Here is a 22712-nt window from a genome sequence, read left to right on the forward strand (position 1 = left end):
CATCAACTGCCGCTTTTTGTGGCGGCGGGCGTTCGTTTTTATAAAGCCCGCCAGCTTTTTCTGCTCAATGTCTTTTGGCGTCGACACGCTTGGCGGCCTTTCCGAAAAACTAAAGCTGCTGGTCGGCGATACCCAGGGGCTTTACGAGTCGTTTATCGACGCCACACAGCTTTTCAAGCAGGGCAAGATGGGCGAGCGAGAGTACTTTGCCAAGATAGGCGAGTTTCTCGTAGCCAGCTCTGCAATGAACTTTCTTGCAGTCAGAGTAATCCTGGAGCTCAAGGGCGCGCTTGACAAGGGCACCTCGATGAAAAGCCCAACGGGGGGCTCTGTGCAGGGCTCTCCGCAGCAATCCGGATTCGGGCTTGGAGGATTTGTAGGCGCAGGGGGCATGGCGGGGCCAAAAGCCGATGTGGTAATGCCGCAGCCCCAGAGCGAGCCGGTTTTCACGCCGGCCGACGTTGATTTGCGTGGCTCGGGCAGGGGTTCTGCAGCCCAGCCGGCAAAAAACTGCATAGCCTGCGGCGCCGCCATTCCACAGCGCGCCAAGTTCTGCAGCAAGTGCGGCCATTCGCAGTAGCAGTTCACCCTGACGGGCCGGTTTGACAAGAAATAATATCATCCTGCGCAACACGTAGCATTATGGTCAAGGTCTTCAACGGCAGGGCGGCGACGGAGGAATACATGTCCACGCATTCTCTGACTTTTTCCACGCCGGAAATGACGCTGCGCAAGTTCGCCCTCTGGCTCGGGGAGCAGGTAAGCCAGCAGGGCGGTACAAGAGAGCCGGTTCCAAGGCTCATGATGTACATCGAGGAGAAGGCTGACCGCAGCAACCCTGCCGACTTTTCACCCTTAGTCGACGACTCGTTCAGGCCCACCGGCGCGGTCACCGACATGTACAGGGGGCTTGATGCGCAATCAGGGAGCTCGGACAGCACGTCGCCTCCGAGGCTTGTGCCCCTTGACAGGGAGACTCTGGAGCCGGAGGTCAGGTACTGCATAAACTGCGGCAGCCAGCTAAAGCCGGGCGCCAAGTTTTGCGTAAAGTGTGGCAGCTCGCAAACTGACAGTCGCTAGGTGGCGCTATTTTTGCCCCCGGGCTGGCGCGCCCTTCCCTCGCGTTCCTTTTGCAGTATGTAACACTCGTTGCAGACTGATTCTGAAAAAATAAAATTAAGCGAATAGAATCGCACACGGCTGCAGACCTTGCACGCCCGCATGAAAACTGTACAGGCTGCAGCACCGATAAATACTGACTGCCGGCTACCGTAGGACAGGATGGCGGCAGCCGCGAGGATTGTCATAACCGGCACTCCGGGTGTCGGCAAGCACACCGCTGCACGGCTGGTGTCAAAGACCCTGGGTGCAGAGCTTGTCGACATTAACAAGATTGCGCTTTCAGAGGGTCTGATTGCCCATGGTTCGAGTGAGGGAAAGGGAATCGAGGTGGACAGGCCGAAGCTGTCAAGGCGGATTTCCCAGTTGCTCGCAGATAATCCCCGCGGCAAGATTGTCGTCGGCCACGTTGCGCCATACGTTGTCAAAAGATCGGATGCTGACGTTGTAGTGGTGCTGCGGAGGTCGCCTTACGACCTGCTTGAGACATTGCAAAAACGCGGTTATTCCGAGGAAAAGGCCCGGGAAAACGTAGCTAGCGAAATCCTCGGAGTGGTGCTGTTTGACTCGATCAAGTCTTTTGGCAGGCGAAGGGTCACCGAAATCGACACGACAGGAAGAACGCCCCGCCAGACTGCCGGAGAGATCGTTTCAGCGGCAGGCAATATTTCGAAACGGACAGGCAGAGGCAATGCGCAGGCTTCGGTCGACTGGCTGTCAGTAGTTGCTGAAAAAGGAGACGTCAGAAGATTTTTTGACCACAGCCCGCTGTGACCGGGTTATTGCATAGCCGGTCAATTTGCACCCGCCAGTGCAATAAAGCCTGCAAATGGAAATCAACGGATTGGCAACAAAAACAAGAAGTAGTGACGCAGCAGGCAATGGCCCGGCGCGGGAGGAAGACGGGTGATTCCCCTGTCAGGGATTGAGGACGTCCTTGTAAACGCGGTTGAGAAGGTCAGCAAGAGCGTAGTAAACATAGCGAGCGTCAGGATGCTTCACGACCAGATTTTCCGGGTATTCCCGGTCGAAGGCGTGGGCTCCGGCGTGGTAATTGACGAAAAGGGGTTCATCCTGACAAACAACCACGTGATTGACGACGCAGAAAGGCTCAAGGTCACGCTCCAGGACGGCAGGGTGCTCAGGGGAAGGGTCGTGGGCTCGGACGAGACCACAGACCTTGCAGTGATAAAGGTCGAGGCCGAACAGCCGCTTCCGCCAGCCCCGCTTGGAAACTCGGATGAGCTCAAGCCGGGACAGCTGGTGATCGCTATCGGCAACCCCTTCGGCCTCGCAGGGGGCCCGGCAGTAAGCGCGGGGATTGTCAGCTCCGTCAAGCGCAGCATCCAGACACGCGGAGGAGTGCTCGACCTGATACAGACAGACGCGGCAATTAACCCGGGCAACTCTGGCGGGCCGCTTGTCAACACCCGGGGCGAGATAGTGGCCATCAACACGGCGAACATGCCTTATGCACAGGGAATCGGCTTTGCAGTTCCTGTAAACACTGCGAAGGAAATCCTCGGCGAGCTGGTTGAAAAGGGCAAGGTCATAAGGCCGTGGATAGGGATAGCGTCGGTAAAGCTCAACCCCAAGCTGGCCAGATACTACGGCCTGCCGGCGACGGACGGGGCGCTTGTAGCAAGCGTCGAGCCTTACAGTCCCGCTGACGACGCAGGCGTGCGGAGGGGCGACATCATTGAGGAAATCGACGGCGCCAAGGTCTCTGATCCGTCCGAAATAGTTGGCATTGTGCGCAAGAAAAAGGTCGACGAGAGGCTGAAGCTGACGGTCAACCGGTACGGCAAGGTGCTCGAGCTGCCTGTCCAGGTGGACAGGCGCCCCTGATTTTTTTGGGGGAGGTGCCAAGTTCTTGGGTCTGACTGCAAAAGGCTTTTCAACTCGAACTGCGAATATCATGCCAGTGGTTGTAGCTTCTGATTTTTCCATCGACGACGTAGTCAAGGAGCTTGACAAGGAAAACGCCCGCATAATCATTTCAAAGGACATAAGAAAATACAGCAAGCCCGTAACGGTAATCGTCGGCCTGCAGGACAGGCCCGACATTAAGGAAATCACCAAGGACATGAAGACAAAGATCGGGACAGGCGGCACGTTCAAGGACGGCCAGATAATACTGCAGGGCGATCATCGCGAGGCCGCAAAGAGCCTGCTTTTGAAGAGAGGCTACGTTGAACAGGCCATCGAGGTAATGTAGGCTACGCCTCAACTTTTGACGGTAGCAATTCCATTACCTGCTCAGAGGAGTGCTACTTTACAACTTATATGCTCATAGTGGCACTATGGCTTTGATACTGGCAGGCTAAACACAAGTGGTAATAGAGCCCGAGGTTTCTAGCAGCGGCGATAAAGGGGATCGGCAGGATAACCCGGCCGACTCCAAGCAGTCCGACGGCCGCAAGCCCGAGGACGCCGTGGTCAGCGCGGGCAAGTCAACTCAACTGCTTCTAGAGCCAGTCGAGGACTCGGAGTCAAAAGGCACTGCCAGTGTGGCCGATTTTCACAACAACGACACCAGGGTGCTGTCGCTTCTCAACGAGTACGGCTCCAACTATTCATTCAAGGGCATTATGCGCAAGCTGGACATCCACCAGCAGAGCCTCTCGCGCGTCCTTCACAGGCTTGAGGAAATGGGCCTGGTTGAAAAGTCCGAAGGCGGTTACAGGCTGAGCCGGGGTGGCGAGTCGGTCGCCGCATCGCGCGCGTTTGCACGCAAGCAGCAGTCCGCGGGAGTCCGGGCCCCAGGTAGAGGGGACTATATCCAGCTGTTGCAATCCTTTATCCCAGTCTCCGGAGTCAAGGCGCTTGAAATCGCGCAGAGCCTCGCCGGCAGGTGGTTCAAGAACCTGCGCTGGGTCGGGATGGTTTCCGGACCGACGGGGTACACGCTGCAGTGGGCAAGCGAGGACGGGGCATTCCAGGTAAACCTGACAATAGTCTCCGACTATATCATTATAGAAACAAACGCCGGCACGGAGAGGGAAAAGGCAGGCGCGATGCTCGGCTCGTACGCCATCTACGAGCAGATTGTCCGGCTTTTGCAGAGCAGGGTTGGAGGGGAACCCCAGCTCGGATTCCGGGCAGCCGGTCCCTTCAAGGCAGTCGACCGGAACAACTAGCCGTGGCTCATTTCAAGGACGGCCCTGAACCGGACCTTGTTTGAAATCATGCTCTGGTATGCCTCTTCCGCGTCGTCAAGGGAATAGGTTTCCACCATGGGCTTGATGCCGGCATGCACGCTAAAGTTAAGCGCATCTTCCGAGTCCTTTGCGTCTCCTGCAGGCCACCCGACGATCGATCTCCTGCCGGAGATAAGAAAGATTGGCGAGACTTGTATCGGTTCCATCGAGGCGGCAGGGATCACCACCTTGCCGTTCTTGCCAAGGCCCCCAAGCACAGATGTAATAGCCTTGCTGTTTGGAGCAGTTGCGAAAATTATCTTGGCCCCGCCCATCCTGTTAAGTTCAGCGGCCGCGTCAACCCTGTCAGAATCGATATAGTCGTTCGCGCCCAGCTGCATCGCTAGGCTTTTCTTGTCCTGACCGCGGGAGACTGCCACCGTCCTAAAGCCCATCTTGCTTGCATACTGGACCGCCATGTGGCCGACTCCGCCAATGCCGTGGACTGCTACTATGTCCCCGGCCTTTGCGCCGCTGTGCCTCAGCGCGTTGTATGACGTGATGCCAGCGCACATGATAGGCGCCGCGAAAACCGGGTCGATTTCCTCCGGCGCCCGTGCGACTGCGTTTGAAGGGGCAATGACGTACTGGGCATAGCCGCCGTGCCCCGTGATGCCGGTAATCTTGGCGTTATCGCAGAGGAAAAAGTCGCCCTCCCTGCACGAATCGCAGACGGAGCAGTGGCCGCCGTGCCAGCCGACGCCTACGCGCTCGCCTGCCTTCCAAGCGATGACCCTGTTGCCGGTTCGCTCCACCGTGCCTATGATTTCGTGGCCCGGCGTGAGCGGCAAATTTAGGCCAGGCCAGTGGCCTTCCTTGACTGCGGCATCGCCATGACAAATGCCGCAGGCCAGAACTTTAACCAGAACCTCATGCTCTGCGGGTTCAGGAATAGGAACGTCGACTATCTCAAACCGGCTTCCCGGACTCGTGACGCGGGCGGCTTTCATGGTAGATGCAACCATCCGGCTGAGAAAAGACTTTGAGCTATAATTAGGCATCCCCTGCAGACTTGCCGGCGCAAGACCTCGTTCAAGAACCTGCATGCGTCAAAAACATTGTCATTATGAAATGAACTTGTGGCGGGATGTACTGAAATATAGGTCAGGCAGAGAACGGTCAGAGTCAAGGTAATTGCCAGCGCTCCCGGGTTATTCACTTCTCTACTCTCTGGGAGACATGCTGCGGCCGATTTTCGAGCCAATAGTGCACAACCCCTTTTTCGTGCAGTATGGCCTTCTCGGCCTGTTTCTAAACGGCCTGTTTTCGTCCGTCGTGCCCATCCCGACCGAGTTTACCACGACTGCGCTCCTTCTGGCCGGCGAGGACAGGCTGAATATTTTCATAGTCCTTGCGATAAGTTCCATTGCGGGCGGTTTTCTGGCCTACTTTTTGGGCCGTACCGGCAGCATGGCCTTTCGGGCCTTTCACGCAAAACCCAAGGCTTCTACCGAGGAAAGGTCGTATGCGTTTCTAAAGAAGTACGGCTGGGTTGCCATTTTCATCTCGCCCTGGATCCCTGTCTTTGGCGACGTCGTTCCCATTATTGCTGGCACAAAGAACTACGAGTTTGGGCGGTTTGCCGTTGCCATGTGCGTTGGCAAGGCAGTCAAGGTTCTGGCCATAGTTTATTTCAGTTCGCTCCTCGTCCCGCTCCTGTTCAGCCAAGTCTGAGCCTGTGACCGCGTACCGCGGTAACCGGTCAATTAATCCCCGCCACGTGTATGCTAGATCACATGACTACGATAGTAGGGATAAAAACCGGACAGGGCGTTGTCCTTGGCTCCGACAAGCGCGCAAGCAAGGGCTTTTTCATTGGATCCAAGATAACGCAGAAAATAGCCAAAATTGACGACACACTGGCAATCGCAATCGCTGGACAGCTATCCGATGCAGAATACCTGATCAAGGTGGCCAAGGCAGAGCGCAAGCTCACCGAGCTTCGGAGGGGCTTTCCGCTCACGGTCAAGGAATCCGGCCGGCTGATTGCGAACCTGGCGTACTCGGGACTCAAGAACTACCAGCCGTACTTTGTTGAGCTTCTTGTGGCGGGGGTGGACGAAACAGGCGGCCACATCTTTGCTGCGGACATGTCCGGAGCGGTAACAAGCGAGGACTTTGCGTCTTCCGGCTCCGGCTCGCCGATAGCATACGGGGTGCTTGAGAGCATCTACCGCAAGGAAATGACAAACGATGAGGCAAAGGAGATGGCAGTCAGGGCGGTCTCGGCTGCGATGGAGCGCGACCCGGGTTCGGGTAACGGGATAGACGTCCTTGTCATACCCAACCTTGTAACGGTCGCTGCGAGAGGCGGCTCCGCGGAGGTTGAGCGCAGGTAAATGTCAGAATCAGCAGGAGGCTCTTACGGGGCTAACAGGTACCCGTACTTTTACGGCCCGGAGGGCAGGCTTGTACTGGTAGATTCGGCGCTTGAAGCCGTGCGTAGGGGATCGACTACAATCGGCATCAAGACCCCTTCGTTTGCGCTGATAGCAAGCCACATCAAGCCGATACGACCGCTGGTTGAGCCCACGGAAAAGATATTCCAAATTGACAGCCATGCCGGCGCTACCGGATCAGGATACATCGGAGACATTCTGCAGCTGATAGACGAACTGAGGCTCGAAGCCCAGAAGCACAGGCTCAGCTTTGAGAGCCCTGCCGATATCGGCACCCTTGCAAAGCACCTTGGAACATTCCTGCACAACTATACCATCTACGCGGTAAGGCCCCAGGCGGCATCGGTGATAATCGCGGGATTTGACCAGCTGGGCGTGCACCTGTACCAGGTCGACCCGAGCGGGACCTACTTCAGGGGATCCGGGTTTGCAATCGGACAGTCAGCTGACACTGCGCTTGACGTGATCCAGCGGGAGTACAGCCAGGACATGTCAGTGGAAAAGGCGGTAGAACTGAGCAGCAAGGCGATAGGGCAGGCGCTTGGAGAAAAGCCGGTCATAGACATAGGAGTGGTCAGCGCAAAGGACGGCAGGTTTTCAAAGGTTCAGCAGCCCTTGGTAAAGTCATGAGGCTGCAGGCCCCTCCCCTATTCTTTCTTGGCTGAGGACACCTGAGTTGTTGCCTTGAGGGCAGGGCTCTTCCACTTGTTTGCCCACTGCGCAAGCTGCTTGATAATTACCTCGAGTTCGCGCGCCTGAACCGTCATGCTGTACTCGACCCTAGGCGGGACCTCCGGGTAAATCTTTTTTGTGACAAGGCCCTCCCGTTCGAGCTCAAGAAGCCTTTCTGAAAGAACGGTGCTGCTAATTCCCGGAAGCGACCTTTTCAGTTCGTTGAAACGGATCACCTGTCTCGTGCTCAGATTCTTTAGGATATGAAGCGACCACCTTCGGCCGAGGGCTTCCCACACGCCCACTATAGCGCAGCCGGCCGCAGCGTTCTTGTTCTCGCCGACAGAAGGTTCTGAAGTCATACCTGGTTGGTATTCCTTACTTGCTAATAAATTATCCTGCCCGGCGGACCTCCTTGGCCGCAATTTCAGGCCTTGGCAGCGGTGCGGCGGCCTTCCTGAAAGAGGACGAGACCAGGGTGACTGACACTGCAAGCGCGGCAATCGCGAGCATGAATGTCGCGGGATATCCAAACTGTGACGCTGTCTCACCGCCGGCGATAGACCCGCTGACAAGACCAAGTCCGGTTACTGCCTGGTTTATACCAAATATTTTTCCCGCCTTGCCCGAAGGCACCATCTGCATCAGCGAGGACGTTGTCGTGATGCTCCATATGCTAAACGCGACGTCCACAGAGACAAACGCGACGAGCGTGAGGTCAAAAATAAGGTTTGGGTTTCCGATTGCAAACAATGCCCCCACTATCGCGACCGCGGTTCCGGCCGTGCGCGGGATATAGGCGAGTTTTGCCATCTTTTGCTCGCCTCCCGCGGCCGCTACTATCCTGCTGTTAAACGGCAGAAACAGCACCTTTGAGACCGTGAGGACGGTATAGGCGAGAAACACCTGCGAGTCGGATATCCCGTTTGCTTTCAGGTACGGCGTATACGGGGTGTAAAACAGGTTGCCTGAAAGAAAAAAGAAGCCGACGCCGGCAAAGAAAAGAAGCTGCTTCTTGTTCACTGGATTTGAGAGAAAATCGTTATGCAAAGGCTTGTGGCGTCCTGCCGCGTCCTTGCCGGAGCTCCAGAAGGCCGAGGTAATCGAGCTCAACAGCGCGCTGCTAGTTAGAGCTGTGTTTCGAATGCTCCTGAGAGTGCTCTGCAGCATGCCGGCGCGGGCCTGCGCAGAGGATGCTGCCCTTTGCCTGAGCTCAGCCCTCTCCCTTTTGAAAACGGGATAGACGATTGCTGCCGCGCTTGCCGACATCAGGCTGCATGCCAGCGCATAAGAGTGCACGTCGTTTGAATAGGCCAGCCACAAAAAGCCGACCACCATCCCGATGACTATTCCGCCGTTGCTGATAAGAGACGTCCAGCTGAAAGTGTCGCTCCAGTCCTCCCTTCTCGACCTCTGCATTATCAGAAGGTTGGTGGCCGGCCCGCCGCCAGCAGTAAGAAAACCAAGCAGTGTCCACAGGGCAGTAACGGAGGAGATATCCGACACGAAATATGTGATTATTGAAATAGATAATGTGGAGAGTGCCGAAATCATGACTGCGGTGGCGCGCCATCCAAATGAGTCAATAAGCTTGCCCCAGACAAAAGAGCCAATCGTGTTTGCGATGCCGGTGAGAAAAGCCGCGAGAGCGACCTCGATTACCGAACCTCCCAGCTGGAGGAGGTAAAGAGGGACGTACAGTCCAAAGCCGTTGCCACAGGCATTGAGGGGGATGAGGTACCAGGCCCAGCCGTGCTGCCTGGGAGATTGCCGTATGAGAGAAAGAGGGGAGACCGCCAAGTAAGATTCTACTTGAGCAATGTTCTATAGACGCAACTATAAAACAATCATGAAATACAAATCTGACATACATCTACATATTCTGCAGCGGACGATTGGGATACTCGGTCTCCTCGTTTCTTCGAATTGGCTTCGTTAAAGCGTGCATGTCATTCTCAGCCTACAGATACTGCTCGAATCATAGCGCCTCACCAAAACACTTTAATTGGTTCTTTCAAAAAATCCCATGTCCGCGCCCGGGTAGTATAGAGATTTCTGGTGCCTTTACAATAACTACCAGGATCGTACATTCCGGTCCAGTATGGGGGACTGTCACTCCTCCGACCCGGGTTCGAATCCCGGCCCGGGCGCTTTCCATTTTCAGGTTGTAAATTTCAAATGATGTTCAACCTTTTTGCACACTCTAGATGGTAATACCGCCTACGCCCGCTGCCATTAGCCAAGATGGGGTCGTCCTCTTCAAACTGCTTGCCGCATTGTCTGCACGTACCATTCTGGTGAATCTTGATAAATCTCCGGATTGAAGTGCTGGCATTGCTTGAAGAAGGTATGATTCTCGTACTGCAGCCCATTGAAAATGTAATCGCAGAATTGATCTATTAAGCTTCGATTAACCTTGTTATCTGAGTGTAAATTTCTCTAGAGCGAGACTATGGAGAAAATCATTTTTCTACAGTATCGCTCGGCAGCAGATCCTGATACTGCCTGACCAGCGACTCACAATAGGACTAGAGAATCAAGAAAAATCAAATGAGGTGGAATAAATAGAACTCCTACCTCATTTGGTCGAGCACGTTTTCTCTGATCTTTTGTCGTGCCGCGCGACGCTGCACGCGAAGCGATGTCGCAAGAGCCGCCCCGCCCAGGATTACGCTTTCGAGTGCCAGGCTCGGTTCTGCTCCGAAAGCTCCCGCAGCGGTCACTGCTAGGGCGCCGGCCGACAGACCCCATGCAACCAGTTTTGTATTCATATCTTTACTGGTGTCGTCATGATATATAAACTAGGGCTAATCTCTGCAACTAGTGCTAACCCTGCTGGACATTTTGAAGATCTAGTGAACTGCAATCAAGAGTATGATTCCCAAAACAAGGCCATATACTGCATGGCCACCGATACTGGCCAGTGCAGGCCCTTTACCAAGTGGATGTTTCCAGGGGTGAAGACCCGTGATGGGCTTGTGAATTGGCGCAAGCGTAAGTGTCCACAAGAACAGACCGTAAAGCACTCCCAGAATCAAGATCGGAATCGAAAGTAATTGCGGAATAAAGGCGATAGAGATTAGCAAAGCCAGCCCTCCGAGGCCTCCGTTTGCAAAGTGAAGAAAAAAGATCCCGGCAAAGTGAAGCCTGTTTGGATCCAGCCTGAAAAACCTGTAGGCCAGTACCTGATTTTCATGCCATTCAAATACGCCTGCAATACCCCAGCGCTTCCAGAAGTAAATCTCAATAAGGGTCATTGCCGCGGTTGCGGCAAGGCCTGCCGAAACACCGGCAAGTATCACGAGCGCGTCTATCATCAGGATAAAAGGATCTCAAAGTATTATTATAGGTTAGTCACTATTATGTCTGGTTAGCACGAGTGCATATATACTGGTATAGCGAATGAAATGTCGCCTACATGGTTTACGTCAGGAGCAAGAGAGTGAAGGGGATAGATTATGCCTATCTGGTCAAAAGCGAATGGGACGCCGCCTCCAAGTCACCCAGGCAGCAGACTATCAAGTATCTTGGCCGTTCGGCCGACGTCGAGCTTGAGGATATTCCGCCGCAATATCGCGAGGATCCCAAAATTCTGTCTTTTCTCTCCGAGCACAGCCCGAAGGATCTCAAGAAAAAGAGGGCGCTGGTGGAAAGGCTTCGTGACAGGCTTTACGACTCTTTGGCATCAGGCAGCGTAGACGGTGCCTGCAGGCTTTACGATGAGTCAAAGGATGTTCTCTCACTGGAGGGCTTTTATGATAAAATTCTAAGGCCGGTCATGCACGACATCGGAGTCAAATGGGAGACAAAACAGATTGACGTTGCAACGGAACACGTCTGTACCAACACCGCGTACGGGCTAGTCGCAATCATTGAAGACAGAATCGCAAAGAAACAGAATCTTGAAAAGGTCCTGATGTGTTCGCCGGATGGAGAAATGCACGCCCTGGGCGCCTCGGTCATTAGTTCTGTTCTAAAAAGCAAGGGGTACAGGGTCTTCAACGCTGCTCCGTCAGCCCCCGCAGACCAGGTCGTCGGCTATATTGGAGATTTGGAGCCTGACCTTATCATGGTCTCTGTCACGCTGCCTGAAAACCTCAGGGCAGCCGAACGGCTAGTCCGCAGGATAGAATCAAAGTCCCGCGCAAAGATTGTCGTTGGAGGTTTGGCCCTTGCTTCTGGCAAGGGCAGTTTCGGCAGCGCGACTGTGCTGCGTCCGCAAGAAAATTCCCTCGAAGATGTCCTGCGGCTGGTCAGGTCTCTGACGCGGTAATGACCGAGGATAGGAATCCAATTTTTCACGCCATTAATTGCCCGCGCTCTTGATAGGCAGGCTGAACGCAAAGTATGCGCCGCCGTTAGCATTTTTTGCCCAAATCCTTCCGCCGTGCGCCTCGATTATCTTCTTTGAAATGTAGAGCCCGAGGCCGGTGCCGTTTTCCGACTTGCTCGCAAATTTTTCAAAAAGCCTGGGCTCTATTTCCGGATCAATGCCCGGGCCGGTATCCTGCACCGTAACGACGGCCTGGCCTCCTGACTTCTCGTGCTGGATAAAGACTTCGCCTCCATTTGAACGCGTAAACTTTACCGCGTTGTCGACCAGGTTGAATACGATCTGCATGATTCTATCCCTGTCCGCCTCCACGATTAACGGCCTGCCCCCGCTCTCGAAAAGAATCCGGGCATCCTGCCTGCGAGTTACGCTGTCCTTGATAACGCTTGATATAATCTCCGTTAGGTCGACCTGCGTCTTGTTCAGAGAAAGAGTCGAGCTCTCGATTCTTGAAACATCGAGTATGTCAGATGTCAGACGCTCAAGCCTTGCTGCGTTTCGAGCGATAAGCTCCACATCGGACCTGCTCACCCTGACCCCGTCATTGCTCGATGCTTCCTGGGCAAGAAGTTCCGCGAGCACCAGCAGGGGTTGGACCGGCGTTTTTAGCTCGTGAGCCGCGATGTTGATAAACTCTTTTTGCAGCCTGTCGTTTGCCTCCAGCTGCTCGTTGGTATTGCGGACTTCCTCCGAAAGCTCCGACTCCCGCCAGAGCGCTTCAAAGAACGAGGCGTATGACTTTACCATCGGTTCGGCGTCTGAGTAAATTGCCGTGCCCACAGCCTCCAGGAAATCGTCCACTGAATCGTTCTTCAGGTTGATAACAAGGCTCTGCTTCCTGTCGGTCAGCACAAGCGTGGTTTCAAATTCCGATGCCTGCTCGACCTGCTTTACCTGCAATTTAGTGTCGGTCCGCCCCGCTGCGGCGTCTTCGTTACCCCTGCTCCGCTTGTTTTGCGTCTTCAGGAAAGGCGACGCGTCGAACGGCGTCAGTATTCTTACAGACACAGCCCGCTCGTGAGCCGCTCTTTTCAGGATGTCAATCGCGCCCATCTTTTCCTCCCTCTTGTATGAGCGCTCTGTCGGCAGCATGAAGAGGATCTCGTGTTTTGCGTTTGCAATGAGCTCAAGGAGTGTCCTCCGGATTATGCTCGACCGGTTGATTATCTCGGTTCTTTTTGGCTTTATGGAGTCTCTGATTTCACTTATGCGGTCGGCGGCGTCGACGCCCTGTATCCACAGCTCTTCGAAAAGTGCGTTAAAGTGGGTGACATACTGCGCGTCGTTGCTTGCAAGGACGCTCGGGTTACCCTGACCAGGATCCAGCTTTGAAACCGTAATGCTGCAGTCCTTGTCTGTAACGCTAAAGTTGAGTGGGGTCGACTTTATGTGCCTGACCTCGACACCTAGTTTCACAAACTCGTCGACGACTTCAATGTCGCACTCTTCAATTGTGCCGATCCACCTGATTCCCGTGTGCATGCCGTTCTTTTGCTCGTCCAAAACAAGCCGAATGGAATCAAGTGCGATTCTTCGAAACATCCTCATGCCGTCAAAAGTGGAGCATATGTTGAGCCACTTTGACCTCTCCGTAACGTGGCGGGTTCTCGCCGCAATGTCAGAAGGGTCGGACAGCGTGAAAGTGGATGGAGCGGTGGTTCCCGACTCGATTTCAGCTATCCGCACTTTCGCCGGGACTGCTTTACTCCACAGCATCTCAAATAGCGACTGGTGCTGTTCCACTATGGTCGCCGCGTTGCTATAGATGACCTGGGTAGTGGGCACCGTCTGACTCACTTTCGCTGATGCAAGGTATTCTGTCTCGCTGACCGCAAAGTTGCCCCTGATTCCTTCCAGATGCCTAAGCTCTAATACCTTTGACAGCTCCTTGCAATGCCTGACGTTTTCCGTCGTTATCTCTGTAAGGCAGAGCCTCCTCACCCCGCGGCGCACAAGGTCTTTGAGAATTGCATTGTAATCGTCAACGAGGATTATCGAAGATACCCCTGCAGAGTCTATCATCAGCCTCGAGGTCTTGCTGACTCGGGAGAAAAAATGCGTAATCGCATCCAGGGCGTTTTGTTCTCCCTGAAGAACAAGTGTGTCTTCCCGCCCCTCAGCTAGCATTGCGCCGGTCAATTTAGGGTTAGAACTTGATGTAATATGACGTGTATTTAACATAAAAGGGGATAATCTTCTAGAAAATTAGTCTCCGCTTGTGGTTTTATGTGGCAAACTGCCAAACGATATATCGGCGAACGGGCAATTATGATACGGTGCATTGCTGATTGGCTGCGCGTTCAACTGACCTGCCTGGCAAGACTCTTGGCACGCCGAACCTCCACTCGCACAGTTACGACTCGGGCGTCCTAGAAAAATTGCTCTTCAGGGTCGCAAAGAGATGGGTCGCGGGCAATGCCCAGAACGACGCCATCGCAAGCGCCCGCCAGTCAAACTCAAGGGGGATGAACGCCATACTGAATTATCTAGGGGAGGACACGGTCAGTGAGCAGCTTGTCGAGCAGACCGTGCAGGAGTACCTCTCGCTTATCAGTGCGATTAGCAGCGAAAGCTTGCTTGGATGCGTTTCGGCAAAGCCGACGCAGCTAGGGCTTGCAATCGGCTATGACCTGTGCCTTCAAAATGCCGAGCGTCTGGCGCAAAAGGCATCGTCACTCGGGCAGTTCCTCTGGCTTGACATAGAGTCGGCAAACTATGTAGAGAACACCATCAAGATGTACTCCGCGCTTGCCGGCAAGAATCAGGGCAGGGTAGGACTGGCAGTTCAGGCCTACCTTCGCAGGAGCCAGGGCGACCTGGAATTCCTGCTCGAGCGCAATTCAGTTGTACGGCTGGTGAAGGGCGCTTATCAAGAACCGGCCAGCATGGCGTTTTCTTCAAGGTCCGACGTCGACCTGGCATATTCAAGGCTGATGGGCATGCTGTTTGAGAATGGAGGCAGGTTTGCAATTGCCACCCACGATTCAAAGCTGATTGAAGAAGCTATACAGCTTGCAGGCCGGCATGAGACCTCAAAAGATTCATTCGAATTTCAGATGCTCATGGGCATCCGTGATGACCTGAAACCCGGCCTTGTGGAGCGCGGTTTTCGGGTCTCGGAGTACATCCCGTACGGAAACCAGTGGCTGCCGTATTCAGTAAGACGGCTCCGGGAAAGAAAGCGCAACGTATTGCTGCTCGCAAGATCCCTTGTGTGATTGACAATTCGCATTACAGAAGAAAGGCTTAAATTTCGATATCGGATTACCGATATCGAATAACCGATATGTGGGGATTTGGATGGGAAGTTCGAAGGAGGAGGGGCCTGAGAATCATGGTTCTCTCGGCGCTCGAGAGGTCGCCGAAGAACGGTGCGGAAATAATGGACGAAATTGAAGCTGTCACTAGGGGCTGGTGGAGGCCTTCGCCGGGTTCCATCTATCCGCTGCTTGAGGCAATGACACAGGAAGGTCTCGTCACAAAGAACGCCGCCGGCAAGTACGAGCTTTCTCAGCGGGCAAAGGAGGAAATGGGCTGGTCATCCCATGGTGGAATGCACCAGGGCAGACCTCAGACTATTGAGGAAATGCTTGATGAAATAGGCGGGTATGCCTCATACTTTGAGGACCTGGACAGGTCTGACAAGGCAAGGCTGAACCAGCACAGGGCCAAGATAAAGTCAGTCGCCCAGAGGCTCTCTGCGCTCTCGGCAGAGGACAAATAATTTCAGCGTCAAGCCGCCACTGTCTGGCTCTGCTCCCGAAGGAACTGGGTCAGATAGTGGCCGCCGCCTGTGCCCCTGCCGGTGGTCCCGGAATCCTTCCAGCCGCCAAACGGCTGGCAGCCTACCATGGCTCCGGTGGTTGCGCTTGCCTCTCTGTTTACGTACACGACCCCTGCCTCGATGTAATCAAGGAATTTCTTGACTTCGCTGTCGCTCTGGCTAAAGATCCCGGCGGTCAGCCCATAGTCCGACTCGTTTGCTAGCTGGATTGCCTCGTCAAACTTGTCAAAGTCTGCCACGCAGAGTATCGGGACAAACAGCTCCTCCCTGAACAGCCGGTGTTTTTTTGGTAGCCCCGCAACAATGGTAGGCTCGACATAGTAGCCGTGCTTGAGGTCTCCCTCCTTTCTGACTGACCCCCCTGCTAGAACCTTGCCGTCCCTTGCCGCCAACTTTGAATACTTTTGGAAGTTTCGATAGGCGTTCTGGTTTACAAGCGGGCCGACGAACGTGTTCTGTTCCAGTGGATTTCCCACTGGCAACTTGCGCGTCCTTTCGACCAGTCTTGAGAGAAACTGCTCCTTCACCTTTTTCTGAACGTATACGCGCGAGCAGGCGCTGCATTTCTGGCCAGAGTATCCAAATGCCGCCTTGAGGACTCCGTTTACTGCCCTGTCAATGTCCGCGCTCTCGCAAACGATGGCAGGGTTTTTCCCCCCAAGCTCTGCTATGAGCGGCCTTGGGCGTGCTGAGCTGAATTCCCGGTCCATCGAGTACCCGACTTGACGGGATCCGGTAAACACGATGCCAGAGACGTCCTTGCTTGCGACAAGCTCCTTTCCAACCGTGGAGCCGGATCCGAAAACTACGTTTATGACGCCTGCAGGAAGTCCCGACTGGACCAGAATTTCGGCTATCTTGTGCGCAATAATGGGCGCGTCGCTGGAGGGCTTGATGACGGCGGTGTTTCCCGTAATGAGAGCGGCTGTCGCCATTCCCGTGAGGATGGCGGCCGGAAAGTTAAATGGCGCGATGACTCCCCACACGCCATACGGCTTTAGGACGCTCTTGCTCCTTTCATTCGGCTGGGCGCTCTTTGTAACCGACTCAAAACCGTTGTTCTGCTCAAGCTGGTCTGCATAATACCGCACAAAGTCAATCGCCTCGTCTACATCCCCGATTGCCTCGTAGCGGTTCTTGCCGTTCTCAAAAGAGACCCAGGCTGCAAGCTCAAACTTTTTGCCACTCATGCTGTCAGCCGCCGCCCTGAAGATCCGGACCCGCTCGCGGTAGTCAACAAGCCTCCATGTCAAGAACGCCTTCTTTGCCTTGGCGATTGCATCCCTTGCATGCCTGCGAGTGCCGCTCGGTATGTGTCCGAGCACGAGTCGGGTGTCGATTGGAGAAGTGTGAGCAGTTGATTGCGACGTGCCTACATGCTCGTCACCGATCAGCATCCTGTAGTTTTTTCCAAATTCAGAGCGGACCGCTTCTAGCGCTCGCTCGTAGCTGTCGTGAAATTCTCCTTCCGCCTTCTCCGTAGTAAACGTGCGCAGGGTATGCTCGTTTTCAAACATACGACCAAGCTAGTGCGTACGGCGCATTTAAGATTGCTTCTCGCGCCTACGAAAAGAATAAAGCCGTTCATACGCATAGTGTTACAAGGCGTGAGCGCCACAAGCAGTAACAAATCAAGGCTCGTGCTCTTTCTCATGGTGGTAATATCATTGGCCTTTCTGATTACGAGCTTTCTTGCTGCCGCGCTGACGAATGACTCGGCGCCTTCTGCAAGGGGCCTCCAGCCCCAGGGCAGCATCGCCCCACCAGACCAGAACGGCTATCCCGGCCCACAGGCACCACCTGGTTCTGGCCAGGCTTCCGACTCGGTCGCCAACTATAATGGCATCCACGGAGACTGCTTTGTTTTCCGGACCCCCGATGCAAAAATCTACGGCGAATGCTCAAAACCGTGATTTTCTTTTAAAGATGGCTGCTGCCGGCAATGCGGCAAACAGCGCCACCGTGGCAATCAGCCCCCCTGTAATGGGGAATTCCGGTATTTTTTGTGAGTTGTCCTGCTCGATGATCGCGTTTGAAAGGCCATGATCGTGTTCAAAGGCCACTGTGGAAAAAGTGGCATTCTGGGTGGTTGTGACGTTGCTTGCACTTAACCTGACACCGTCAAGGACGACAGCAAAGGGGCCTGCCATGATGTTCCTTGGTATGGAAAGCTCTGTCCTGCCTCCCGGGCCCTGCATGCCCTCAAAGTTTACGGCAAGTGACTTGGCCTGCGGGTCAAACGACGCACCCACGACGCGGGTGTTGGTTTTGAAAGCTACGGTTTCAGAAAAAGATGCGTTCGCAGCTACAAGAAAACTGCCTTTTCTTGTCACCGCGGCTGCAAGCGGAGGAGAATCTGAAGCCTGAGTAACGACCTTGCCTGAAAGTTGCGGTCCGGAGGGAGAGGACAGCGTAACTCGTACATTTGAAAATGACGCTCCGGCAGAATTGTCCGATGCTGTTAAAGTGCCCGTCAGGTTGGCAACGGCACTGCCGTAGCCGCGAGCAGAAACTATCACCTGGTCAAACAGCGACCGGGCAGAGGGATCTGTGATTGGCACCTTCAGAGAAAAAGTCCCGTTCCTGCCGGTCAGCGAGGCAAAACCGTCGGAGCCGGGAATTGAAGTGGCAAACGACGGCAGGACTTTGGCGCCGGCAATGGGCCGGCCTGACGAGTCTGTCACGGTCCCGGCTATCGAAACCGTATCGTAATAACTCATTCGCAAGAGAACGGAAGAGTCGCCCGCAGTCACGATGGTCGAGCTTGCCACAGGAATAGCGTCTCCATAATACGCGCTCAGCCTGTACCTTCCAGGAGCGATTCCGGAATTCATAAGGAACGCTCCGTCCGGCCCGGTAACTGCGATGCAGGTGCCGGCGCCAAGCTGGCTCAACATGCTGGACTGCAGGGTCCCCGCCCCGAGCGAGGCGGCCACAACGATTGCGCCTCCTATGCCCTTTCCGCTCGAATCGATTACCCTGCCACGGATTTCCTTGGAGTAGTCCAGCGCAAGGTCCACGTGGGATTGGTCGATGGAGGGCAGGGTGATCGGGATGCTCTCAGGTGCATAGTACCTGCTTGCGGGTGCAGGAACGGCGATGACGTACGAGCCGGGCGCAAGCCCATTGTCAAATTTGTAGTGGCCCAGCGAGTCGGTAACAGTCGCAGAAGCAAGCGCTCCGGAAGAGCTGTTGAATGCAAAAATCCCGATTCCGGGCAGTGGCACAGAGTCTCCCTTACTTCTTACAGTGCCCGAAATTGCCTGCGAGTCGTCAAGCTGGATGTTGAGAGTCGTCAGCTTGCCCTGCGCGAGATTCACTGTCCGCTGATATGGCACGTAGCCATGACCGGTGGAATTGGCAGCCTGGGAATAATTGCCAAGGGGATTGTACGCTGACTGCGAGCCGGTCTGATTCAAGGCGCCAATCGCCTCGCCTCCAAGCGACGCGTATGTCGCCGCGCCAGACTGGAAAAGCGCTTGGGCGAGTCTTGGCAGATTGTTGTCCGGCCTAAATGCGTGAATGACGTATTGGCCAGTTCTCAGGCCGGTATCCAGGACAAACACGCCATCGTCAGTGGTGACGTCATAGTTTGCAGAATCCGGCTCGGCGCCAGCAGACACTATGATGCCCCTGAGCGGATTTCCTGACGAATCCGTAACCCTGCCCGAGAGAACGGCCGAAGGCTGTACCACCATTGTAAGATTGGCATCCTGTTGCAGGCCGCTCCCTACGTTGACAATGCTTCCAGTGCCGGCGATTCCTGTTGCGGCCTCGACGTACCCGGGGGCAGAAACTGCTACGTCGTAAGTCCCTATGTCGGCCGGCGCTGGGATGGCAAAGGTGCCGTTGCCTGTGGTTGACGCGCGAGGGACGCTGCTTGAAAGAAGAGCCTCTGCCAGGCTGATTGACCGGCCGACCTCAGCCGGTGCGCCAGCCTGCTGCAGCATAGATTTGAGTGCCACGTTGTCCTGCTTAATGAGAACTACTAGCGCGTTTTTCACAGGGATGCTTTTGCTCTGCGCAAACGCCGGTGCAGGGATCAAATACATAGACGCGCTGCCAGTGAGGGCCAGGATGGCAATGGCTAACGCTGTCAGGACAGCCGCTGCGCGCCGCATAGTAAACCAGTCCTGTCAAGTGCTAATATGCTTGGCAGAAGCCTGTTTCAGGAGCTTCTAGCAGAACAATCTACGCATGTCATCTCTTTCTTGAACAGCCCTTTTCTCTTTGAGCAATTAGCAGAGCAAACTTTTCTGTTGCACTGCGAGCAGACACCGCCATGTGCGTAGCATGCCCCCGCCTTGCAGATCTCGCAGCGGAGGCTGTGACCTGCGCAGAAAATAGAGTTGCAGGTGTCGCACCGGAGGCGATGGTCGCTGCATGCAGGTTCCAGGCATTGTTTGCAGTATGCAAGGTGGCTATGGCACATCAGGTTCCCGCAGGCGCAAGCGGAGCCGTCCTCCAGTGCAACGGAGCAGGCGGAGCACCGGCCCCATGTTCCCAGTCCCGTGTAAGAGCTCCACACCACGTCGCCATGATGTTCCTTTGAGCCGTTAACCAAAATGCGCGCCCTGTAGATTGTCTCGACCAGCCATCCTGAAATTCTCGTCTCTGCTTCGTCCTGGATTTTCGGCAGTGCGTCGTGGAATCGCCGCTCCTCTTCTCTCTCAATTTCTGCAATCTGCTCCTCCATCGCCTTCTTGTCCACGCTTAACTGCTCGATTTTGCGCAGGGTCGCCTGGATTTGCCGCTTTTTTGAATTGATCCTGTTTTCAAGCGCGATAAGCGATGCCTTTGTCCCTGTCTTCTTTTTTTCCTTGTACAGCCTTTCCAGATCCCTGACGGCCTCCCGGTCGGCACTTGATGCGTCGGTGTACTTTGAAATCCTTGCTTGATATGCCGCGATTTTTGATTTAGGAGCACTGGACCGACTTGCAATGTTGTCCTTTCTCTTTTCTTCGACGATTATGTCAAACTGGGCCCGAAGCTCCCTCTTGATTTCTTCAGCGGCTTTTGTGACTTCTGCCTGCCACCGGGCTGCATCTGACGCGAACTGGTCGGGCACGGTCCTTCTCGGGGCCACAGAGTAATCGTCCTGTGCAGGCAAGGGGACAAGGTTTTCTCCAAGCACGCACAGCTCGGCCGACTTTTCCAGGGACTGCCTGCAGTACTTCATTTCAAAGACGGAAACGTCTATTGCAAAAATCGGGTGGTAGGCCTGCTCCGCCTCCGAGCTTAGAACCTTTACGGATTTTATGTTATTGCCCAGTTTGATAAAACTTGCAATCCGCTCAGGCTGGAATTTTTTTGCAAGCTGCAAGAACGCAAGATCGTCGTCCTCCGGATGCGCCTCGGTATAGGCCTCTTGCTCCTGTTTTGCGGCTCTGCGCTTTGCTAGGTGCATCATGTCAGATTGCGGGTCCGAGTCGTCGGTCTGCCATTCGTCGTTTGAGCCGGCTTCTCGCGGCTCGCTTTCGGCCTCAAGGTCAAGGTCATGTACTTGGCTTTCAGGTGCAGTGCCGGCCTCCTCCTCATTGCGCTGGGCGTTCTGCTCGAACCTGTGCCTGGCGACCAGCTCCGAGATTTCAGAATTCTCCAGCGGCCCTCTGTGATAGGTGAGCGGCCAGCGGGCGCGAACTACGCCCCTAAAGCGCGGGTCAAAGATGTTGCAGAAAAATTCCCCCGCCTTTAGGCGCGATATCTCCTTGGTGGCAAACGAGTCAAGTTCCAGCCCGACGCTTACCCTCTGGATGTCGCGCTGGGCGCCAAGCCTGCCGATAAACCTCACGTTGGCGTTTGATATAACCTTGTAATCCAGGTCGACGGCGTTCTGGCTTGCAAGCACAAGTCCAAGACCAAACGCCCGGGCCTGCTTTATCAGAAGCAGCAGAAGCTTCTTCGACGGTGGCTCCCTTACTGGCGGGCAGTATCCTGCTATCTCGTCAAAGTAGAGAAGGTAGCGCAGGGTCTGTGCACTTCCCTGCTTTATCAGCCACTGGAAAAGCTGCTGCAAAATAATCTCGACAAAAAGTTGCTTTTCCTGCTCCGACTGGATGTTCCGCAGGTCGAGCACGTTGACAGACGGGGGCCCGCCGAAAAGAGAGGAAAAATCCAGGCGGCTGGCTGCCGACCAGGACCTCAGCTTCGGGTCAGACACCAGCAGATTAATCTGGGTCGCAAGATTGTGGCGCTCCCTGTCGGAGAGGACGTCTGATACGTGCATGGAGCCGATCGACTGGATCGGCGGGTTCTCAATAGACCGGATAAGCTCCTGAATAGTGAGGTTCTGCCCGGCCTTCCAAAAGTGCTCAAGCAGGGCCGATACAAACGTTATCTCTTTTCTGCTGTCCTCTCCAAAGCCGGCAAGCCTCAGCAGGTTAAAAGAAGTAAGGTCCAGGAGGTCGGCTGCTGCAGAAAAGTCAGACCCGAGCAGCTGGCCAAAGTTGGCCGGCGCGGCCAGGTCGGGCGAAATGCCGACAGGCAGGCCTGCAGACGACTTGGGAGTAAAAATCCTCACTGCAACTTTTGCAAATTCGGACGCGGACCTCGGAGCGACGCCGAATTCATTTGCCCGGTCGGAATAAGTCTTTTGAAGCTGCATCGCGTACTGTCGCCTGTCAGACCCCTGCGCGTCAGCTTCCCTGCCGCACCACCTTGAAAAGTCAAAGTCTTCCGACTGAAATGCAAGGTTGCCGATGTCGCCCTTTGGATCGATTGCAAAGGTCGGAATTCCGAGAAGCGCTGCCTCTTCCACGATTACCTTTGCGAGGACGGTCTTGCCGGAGCCCGTTGCGCCCAGTATTATGGCGTGTTTTGTGAGGCTCGCGACATCAAGTTCAAACCTTCTTGACTCGTACAGACCTATGTGAAGCGACCGGCCGGGCTTGGCCGCTGGTTCAGCGTCTGTCCGGCTATTATCAATACTATTTGATTTCATGGCAGTTCTGCGATTTCGACCGGATGGTCAGCATTGATTGCTGCCGGAGGGGCGTTAAAAGTACTATGCAGGTCTGTTTCAAATGGCCTTGTAATTTTTATGATGTATTATTCTCCCAGTGTTCGTCACAATTCTTTCATGCAATAGGTCGGGCTAGCGGTCATGGCCTTGTGCTCAGTGTATTGTTCGAACTTTTCAAACAGCCAGCTGCATGAGTTGTATGCATACCTTTGTCTATTTTGCACAATCACGTCACTTGTGGGAA

Annotated in this window: 22 protein-coding genes and 1 tRNA gene; 14 read left to right on the forward strand and 9 right to left on the reverse strand. The window is 54.7% G+C overall.

The genetic code is table 11. The features are described from left to right. The first annotated feature begins 67 nt into the window (after nt 1-67). The 6 genes from ABI361_13340 (at nt 68) to ABI361_13365 (ending at nt 4259) form a co-directional block, all read left to right on the forward strand. Nucleotides 68-580, forward strand: coding sequence for a zinc ribbon domain-containing protein (locus ABI361_13340; GenBank protein ID MEO9321645.1), 513 nt, complete (start codon nt 68-70; stop codon nt 578-580). Nucleotides 581-642: 62 nt separating this feature from the next. After that, complete coding sequence (locus tag ABI361_13345) at nt 643-1080, forward strand: zinc ribbon domain-containing protein (GenBank protein MEO9321646.1); 438 nt, start codon at nt 643-645, stop codon at nt 1078-1080. 201 nt (nt 1081-1281) lie between these two features. Beyond that, nucleotides 1282-1893, forward strand: a complete 612-nt coding sequence (locus ABI361_13350; GenBank protein MEO9321647.1) for an adenylate kinase family protein — start codon at nt 1282-1284, stop codon at nt 1891-1893. 132 nt (nt 1894-2025) lie between these two features. Further along, a complete protein-coding gene (locus tag ABI361_13355; GenBank protein ID MEO9321648.1) occupies nt 2026-2967 on the forward strand; it encodes a trypsin-like peptidase domain-containing protein in 942 nt (313 codons plus the stop codon). A gap of 25 nt (nt 2968-2992) precedes the next feature. Beyond that, nucleotides 2993-3337, forward strand: a complete 345-nt coding sequence (locus tag ABI361_13360; GenBank protein ID MEO9321649.1) for a stress response translation initiation inhibitor YciH — start codon at nt 2993-2995, stop codon at nt 3335-3337. 115 nt (nt 3338-3452) lie between these two features. Next, a complete protein-coding gene (locus ABI361_13365) occupies nt 3453-4259 on the forward strand; it encodes an ArsR family transcriptional regulator (protein MEO9321650.1) in 807 nt (268 codons plus the stop codon). On the opposite strand, the gene ABI361_13370 is transcribed toward ABI361_13365, so the two are convergent. Next, nucleotides 4256-5284, reverse strand: coding sequence for an alcohol dehydrogenase (locus ABI361_13370; protein MEO9321651.1), 1029 nt, complete (start codon nt 5282-5284; stop codon nt 4256-4258). The two genes, ABI361_13365 and ABI361_13370, sit on opposite strands and share 4 nt — an antisense overlap. A 169-nt stretch (nt 5285-5453) precedes the next feature. Here ABI361_13370 and ABI361_13375 point away from each other — a divergent pair, with 169 nt between their 5' ends. The 3 genes from ABI361_13375 to ABI361_13385 all read left to right on the forward strand — a co-directional run bounded on the left by ABI361_13375 (nt 5454) and on the right by ABI361_13385 (nt 7348). Then, nucleotides 5454-5993: a VTT domain-containing protein gene (locus ABI361_13375; protein MEO9321652.1), complete on the forward strand. Its 540-nt coding sequence runs from the start codon at nt 5454-5456 to the stop codon at nt 5991-5993. 62 nt (nt 5994-6055) lie between these two features. Beyond that, a complete protein-coding gene (locus ABI361_13380) occupies nt 6056-6658 on the forward strand; it encodes a proteasome subunit beta (protein ID MEO9321653.1) in 603 nt (200 codons plus the stop codon). Next, complete coding sequence (locus tag ABI361_13385) at nt 6659-7348, forward strand: proteasome subunit alpha (protein MEO9321654.1); 690 nt, start codon at nt 6659-6661, stop codon at nt 7346-7348. 17 nt (nt 7349-7365) lie between these two features. Here ABI361_13385 and ABI361_13390 read toward each other — a convergent pair whose 3' ends face one another. Continuing rightward, complete coding sequence (locus ABI361_13390; GenBank protein MEO9321655.1) at nt 7366-7752, reverse strand: helix-turn-helix domain-containing protein; 387 nt, start codon at nt 7750-7752, stop codon at nt 7366-7368. 31 nt (nt 7753-7783) lie between these two features. Beyond that, nucleotides 7784-9190 carry an MFS transporter gene (locus ABI361_13395; protein ID MEO9321656.1) on the reverse strand — a complete coding sequence of 469 codons (1407 nt, stop codon included), beginning with the start codon at nt 9188-9190 and terminating at the stop codon, nt 7784-7786. A gap of 234 nt (nt 9191-9424) precedes the next feature. On the opposite strand from ABI361_13395, the gene ABI361_13400 reads away from it, so the two are divergent. Then, nucleotides 9425-9540, forward strand: a tRNA-Asp gene (locus ABI361_13400). Nucleotides 9541-9963: 423 nt separating this feature from the next. On the opposite strand, the gene ABI361_13405 is transcribed toward ABI361_13400, so the two are convergent. Next, nucleotides 9964-10161 (reverse strand): hypothetical protein, encoded by a 198-nt coding sequence (locus ABI361_13405; protein ID MEO9321657.1) that lies wholly within the window; start codon nt 10159-10161, stop codon nt 9964-9966. A gap of 81 nt (nt 10162-10242) precedes the next feature. After that, on the reverse strand, nt 10243-10707 hold the full coding sequence (locus ABI361_13410; GenBank protein MEO9321658.1) for a hypothetical protein: 465 nt from the start codon (nt 10705-10707) through the stop codon (nt 10243-10245). A gap of 101 nt (nt 10708-10808) precedes the next feature. Here ABI361_13410 and ABI361_13415 point away from each other — a divergent pair, with 101 nt between their 5' ends. Next, a complete protein-coding gene (locus ABI361_13415) occupies nt 10809-11663 on the forward strand; it encodes a cobalamin-dependent protein (GenBank protein MEO9321659.1) in 855 nt (284 codons plus the stop codon). A 33-nt stretch (nt 11664-11696) separates the two neighbouring features. Here the strand turns inward: ABI361_13415 and ABI361_13420 are convergent, their stop codons facing one another. Continuing rightward, a complete protein-coding gene (locus ABI361_13420; protein MEO9321660.1) occupies nt 11697-13862 on the reverse strand; it encodes an ATP-binding protein in 2166 nt (721 codons plus the stop codon). A 149-nt stretch (nt 13863-14011) separates the two neighbouring features. On the opposite strand from ABI361_13420, the gene ABI361_13425 reads away from it, so the two are divergent. Both ABI361_13425 and ABI361_13430 read left to right on the forward strand, forming a co-directional pair. Further along, complete coding sequence (locus ABI361_13425) at nt 14012-14941, forward strand: proline dehydrogenase family protein (GenBank protein ID MEO9321661.1); 930 nt, start codon at nt 14012-14014, stop codon at nt 14939-14941. Nucleotides 14942-15009: 68 nt separating this feature from the next. Continuing rightward, entirely contained in the window at nt 15010-15447 is a 438-nt protein-coding gene (locus ABI361_13430) for a PadR family transcriptional regulator (GenBank protein MEO9321662.1), read from the forward strand. Between the two features lie 8 nt (nt 15448-15455). On the opposite strand, the gene ABI361_13435 is transcribed toward ABI361_13430, so the two are convergent. Further along, nucleotides 15456-17024 (reverse strand): aldehyde dehydrogenase family protein, encoded by a 1569-nt coding sequence (locus ABI361_13435; protein MEO9321663.1) that lies wholly within the window; start codon nt 17022-17024, stop codon nt 15456-15458. 90 nt (nt 17025-17114) lie between these two features. Here ABI361_13435 and ABI361_13440 point away from each other — a divergent pair, with 90 nt between their 5' ends. Continuing rightward, a complete protein-coding gene (locus tag ABI361_13440; GenBank protein ID MEO9321664.1) occupies nt 17115-17420 on the forward strand; it encodes a hypothetical protein in 306 nt (101 codons plus the stop codon). Here ABI361_13440 and ABI361_13445 read toward each other — a convergent pair. Next, complete coding sequence (locus ABI361_13445; protein MEO9321665.1) at nt 17409-19628, reverse strand: carboxypeptidase-like regulatory domain-containing protein; 2220 nt, start codon at nt 19626-19628, stop codon at nt 17409-17411. The genes ABI361_13440 and ABI361_13445 overlap by 12 nt on opposite strands. Before the next feature lie 47 nt (nt 19629-19675). Continuing rightward, nucleotides 19676-22447 (reverse strand): ATP-binding protein, encoded by a 2772-nt coding sequence (locus ABI361_13450; protein MEO9321666.1) that lies wholly within the window; start codon nt 22445-22447, stop codon nt 19676-19678. Between the last annotated feature and the right edge of the window lie 265 nt (nt 22448-22712).

This window comes from Nitrososphaera sp. (assembly GCA_039938515.1).
GTDB lineage: Archaea > Thermoproteota > Nitrososphaeria > Nitrososphaerales > Nitrososphaeraceae > Nitrososphaera.

Bases quoted from the DNA above. Each gene is read 5' to 3' on its own strand.
- ABI361_13445 (MEO9321665.1), bottom strand. From the start codon at position 19,628: ATGCGGCGCGCAGCGGCTGTCCTGACAGCGTTAGCCATTGCCATCCTG.
- ABI361_13450 (MEO9321666.1), bottom strand. From the start codon at position 22,447: ATGAAATCAAATAGTATTGATAATAGCCGGACAGACGCTGAACCAGCG.
- ABI361_13430 (MEO9321662.1), top strand. From the start codon at position 15,010: ATGTGGGGATTTGGATGGGAAGTTCGAAGGAGGAGGGGCCTGAGAATC.
- ABI361_13350 (MEO9321647.1), top strand. From the start codon at position 1,282: ATGGCGGCAGCCGCGAGGATTGTCATAACCGGCACTCCGGGTGTCGGC.
- ABI361_13380 (MEO9321653.1), top strand. From the start codon at position 6,056: ATGACTACGATAGTAGGGATAAAAACCGGACAGGGCGTTGTCCTTGGC.
- ABI361_13405 (MEO9321657.1), bottom strand. From the start codon at position 10,161: ATGAATACAAAACTGGTTGCATGGGGTCTGTCGGCCGGCGCCCTAGCA.
- ABI361_13435 (MEO9321663.1), bottom strand. From the start codon at position 17,024: ATGTTTGAAAACGAGCATACCCTGCGCACGTTTACTACGGAGAAGGCG.
- ABI361_13415 (MEO9321659.1), top strand. From the start codon at position 10,809: ATGGTTTACGTCAGGAGCAAGAGAGTGAAGGGGATAGATTATGCCTAT.
- ABI361_13370 (MEO9321651.1), bottom strand. From the start codon at position 5,284: ATGGTTGCATCTACCATGAAAGCCGCCCGCGTCACGAGTCCGGGAAGC.
- ABI361_13340 (MEO9321645.1), top strand. From the start codon at position 68: ATGTCTTTTGGCGTCGACACGCTTGGCGGCCTTTCCGAAAAACTAAAG.
- ABI361_13390 (MEO9321655.1), bottom strand. From the start codon at position 7,752: ATGACTTCAGAACCTTCTGTCGGCGAGAACAAGAACGCTGCGGCCGGC.
- ABI361_13410 (MEO9321658.1), bottom strand. From the start codon at position 10,707: ATGATAGACGCGCTCGTGATACTTGCCGGTGTTTCGGCAGGCCTTGCC.
- ABI361_13385 (MEO9321654.1), top strand. From the start codon at position 6,659: ATGTCAGAATCAGCAGGAGGCTCTTACGGGGCTAACAGGTACCCGTAC.
- ABI361_13345 (MEO9321646.1), top strand. From the start codon at position 643: ATGGTCAAGGTCTTCAACGGCAGGGCGGCGACGGAGGAATACATGTCC.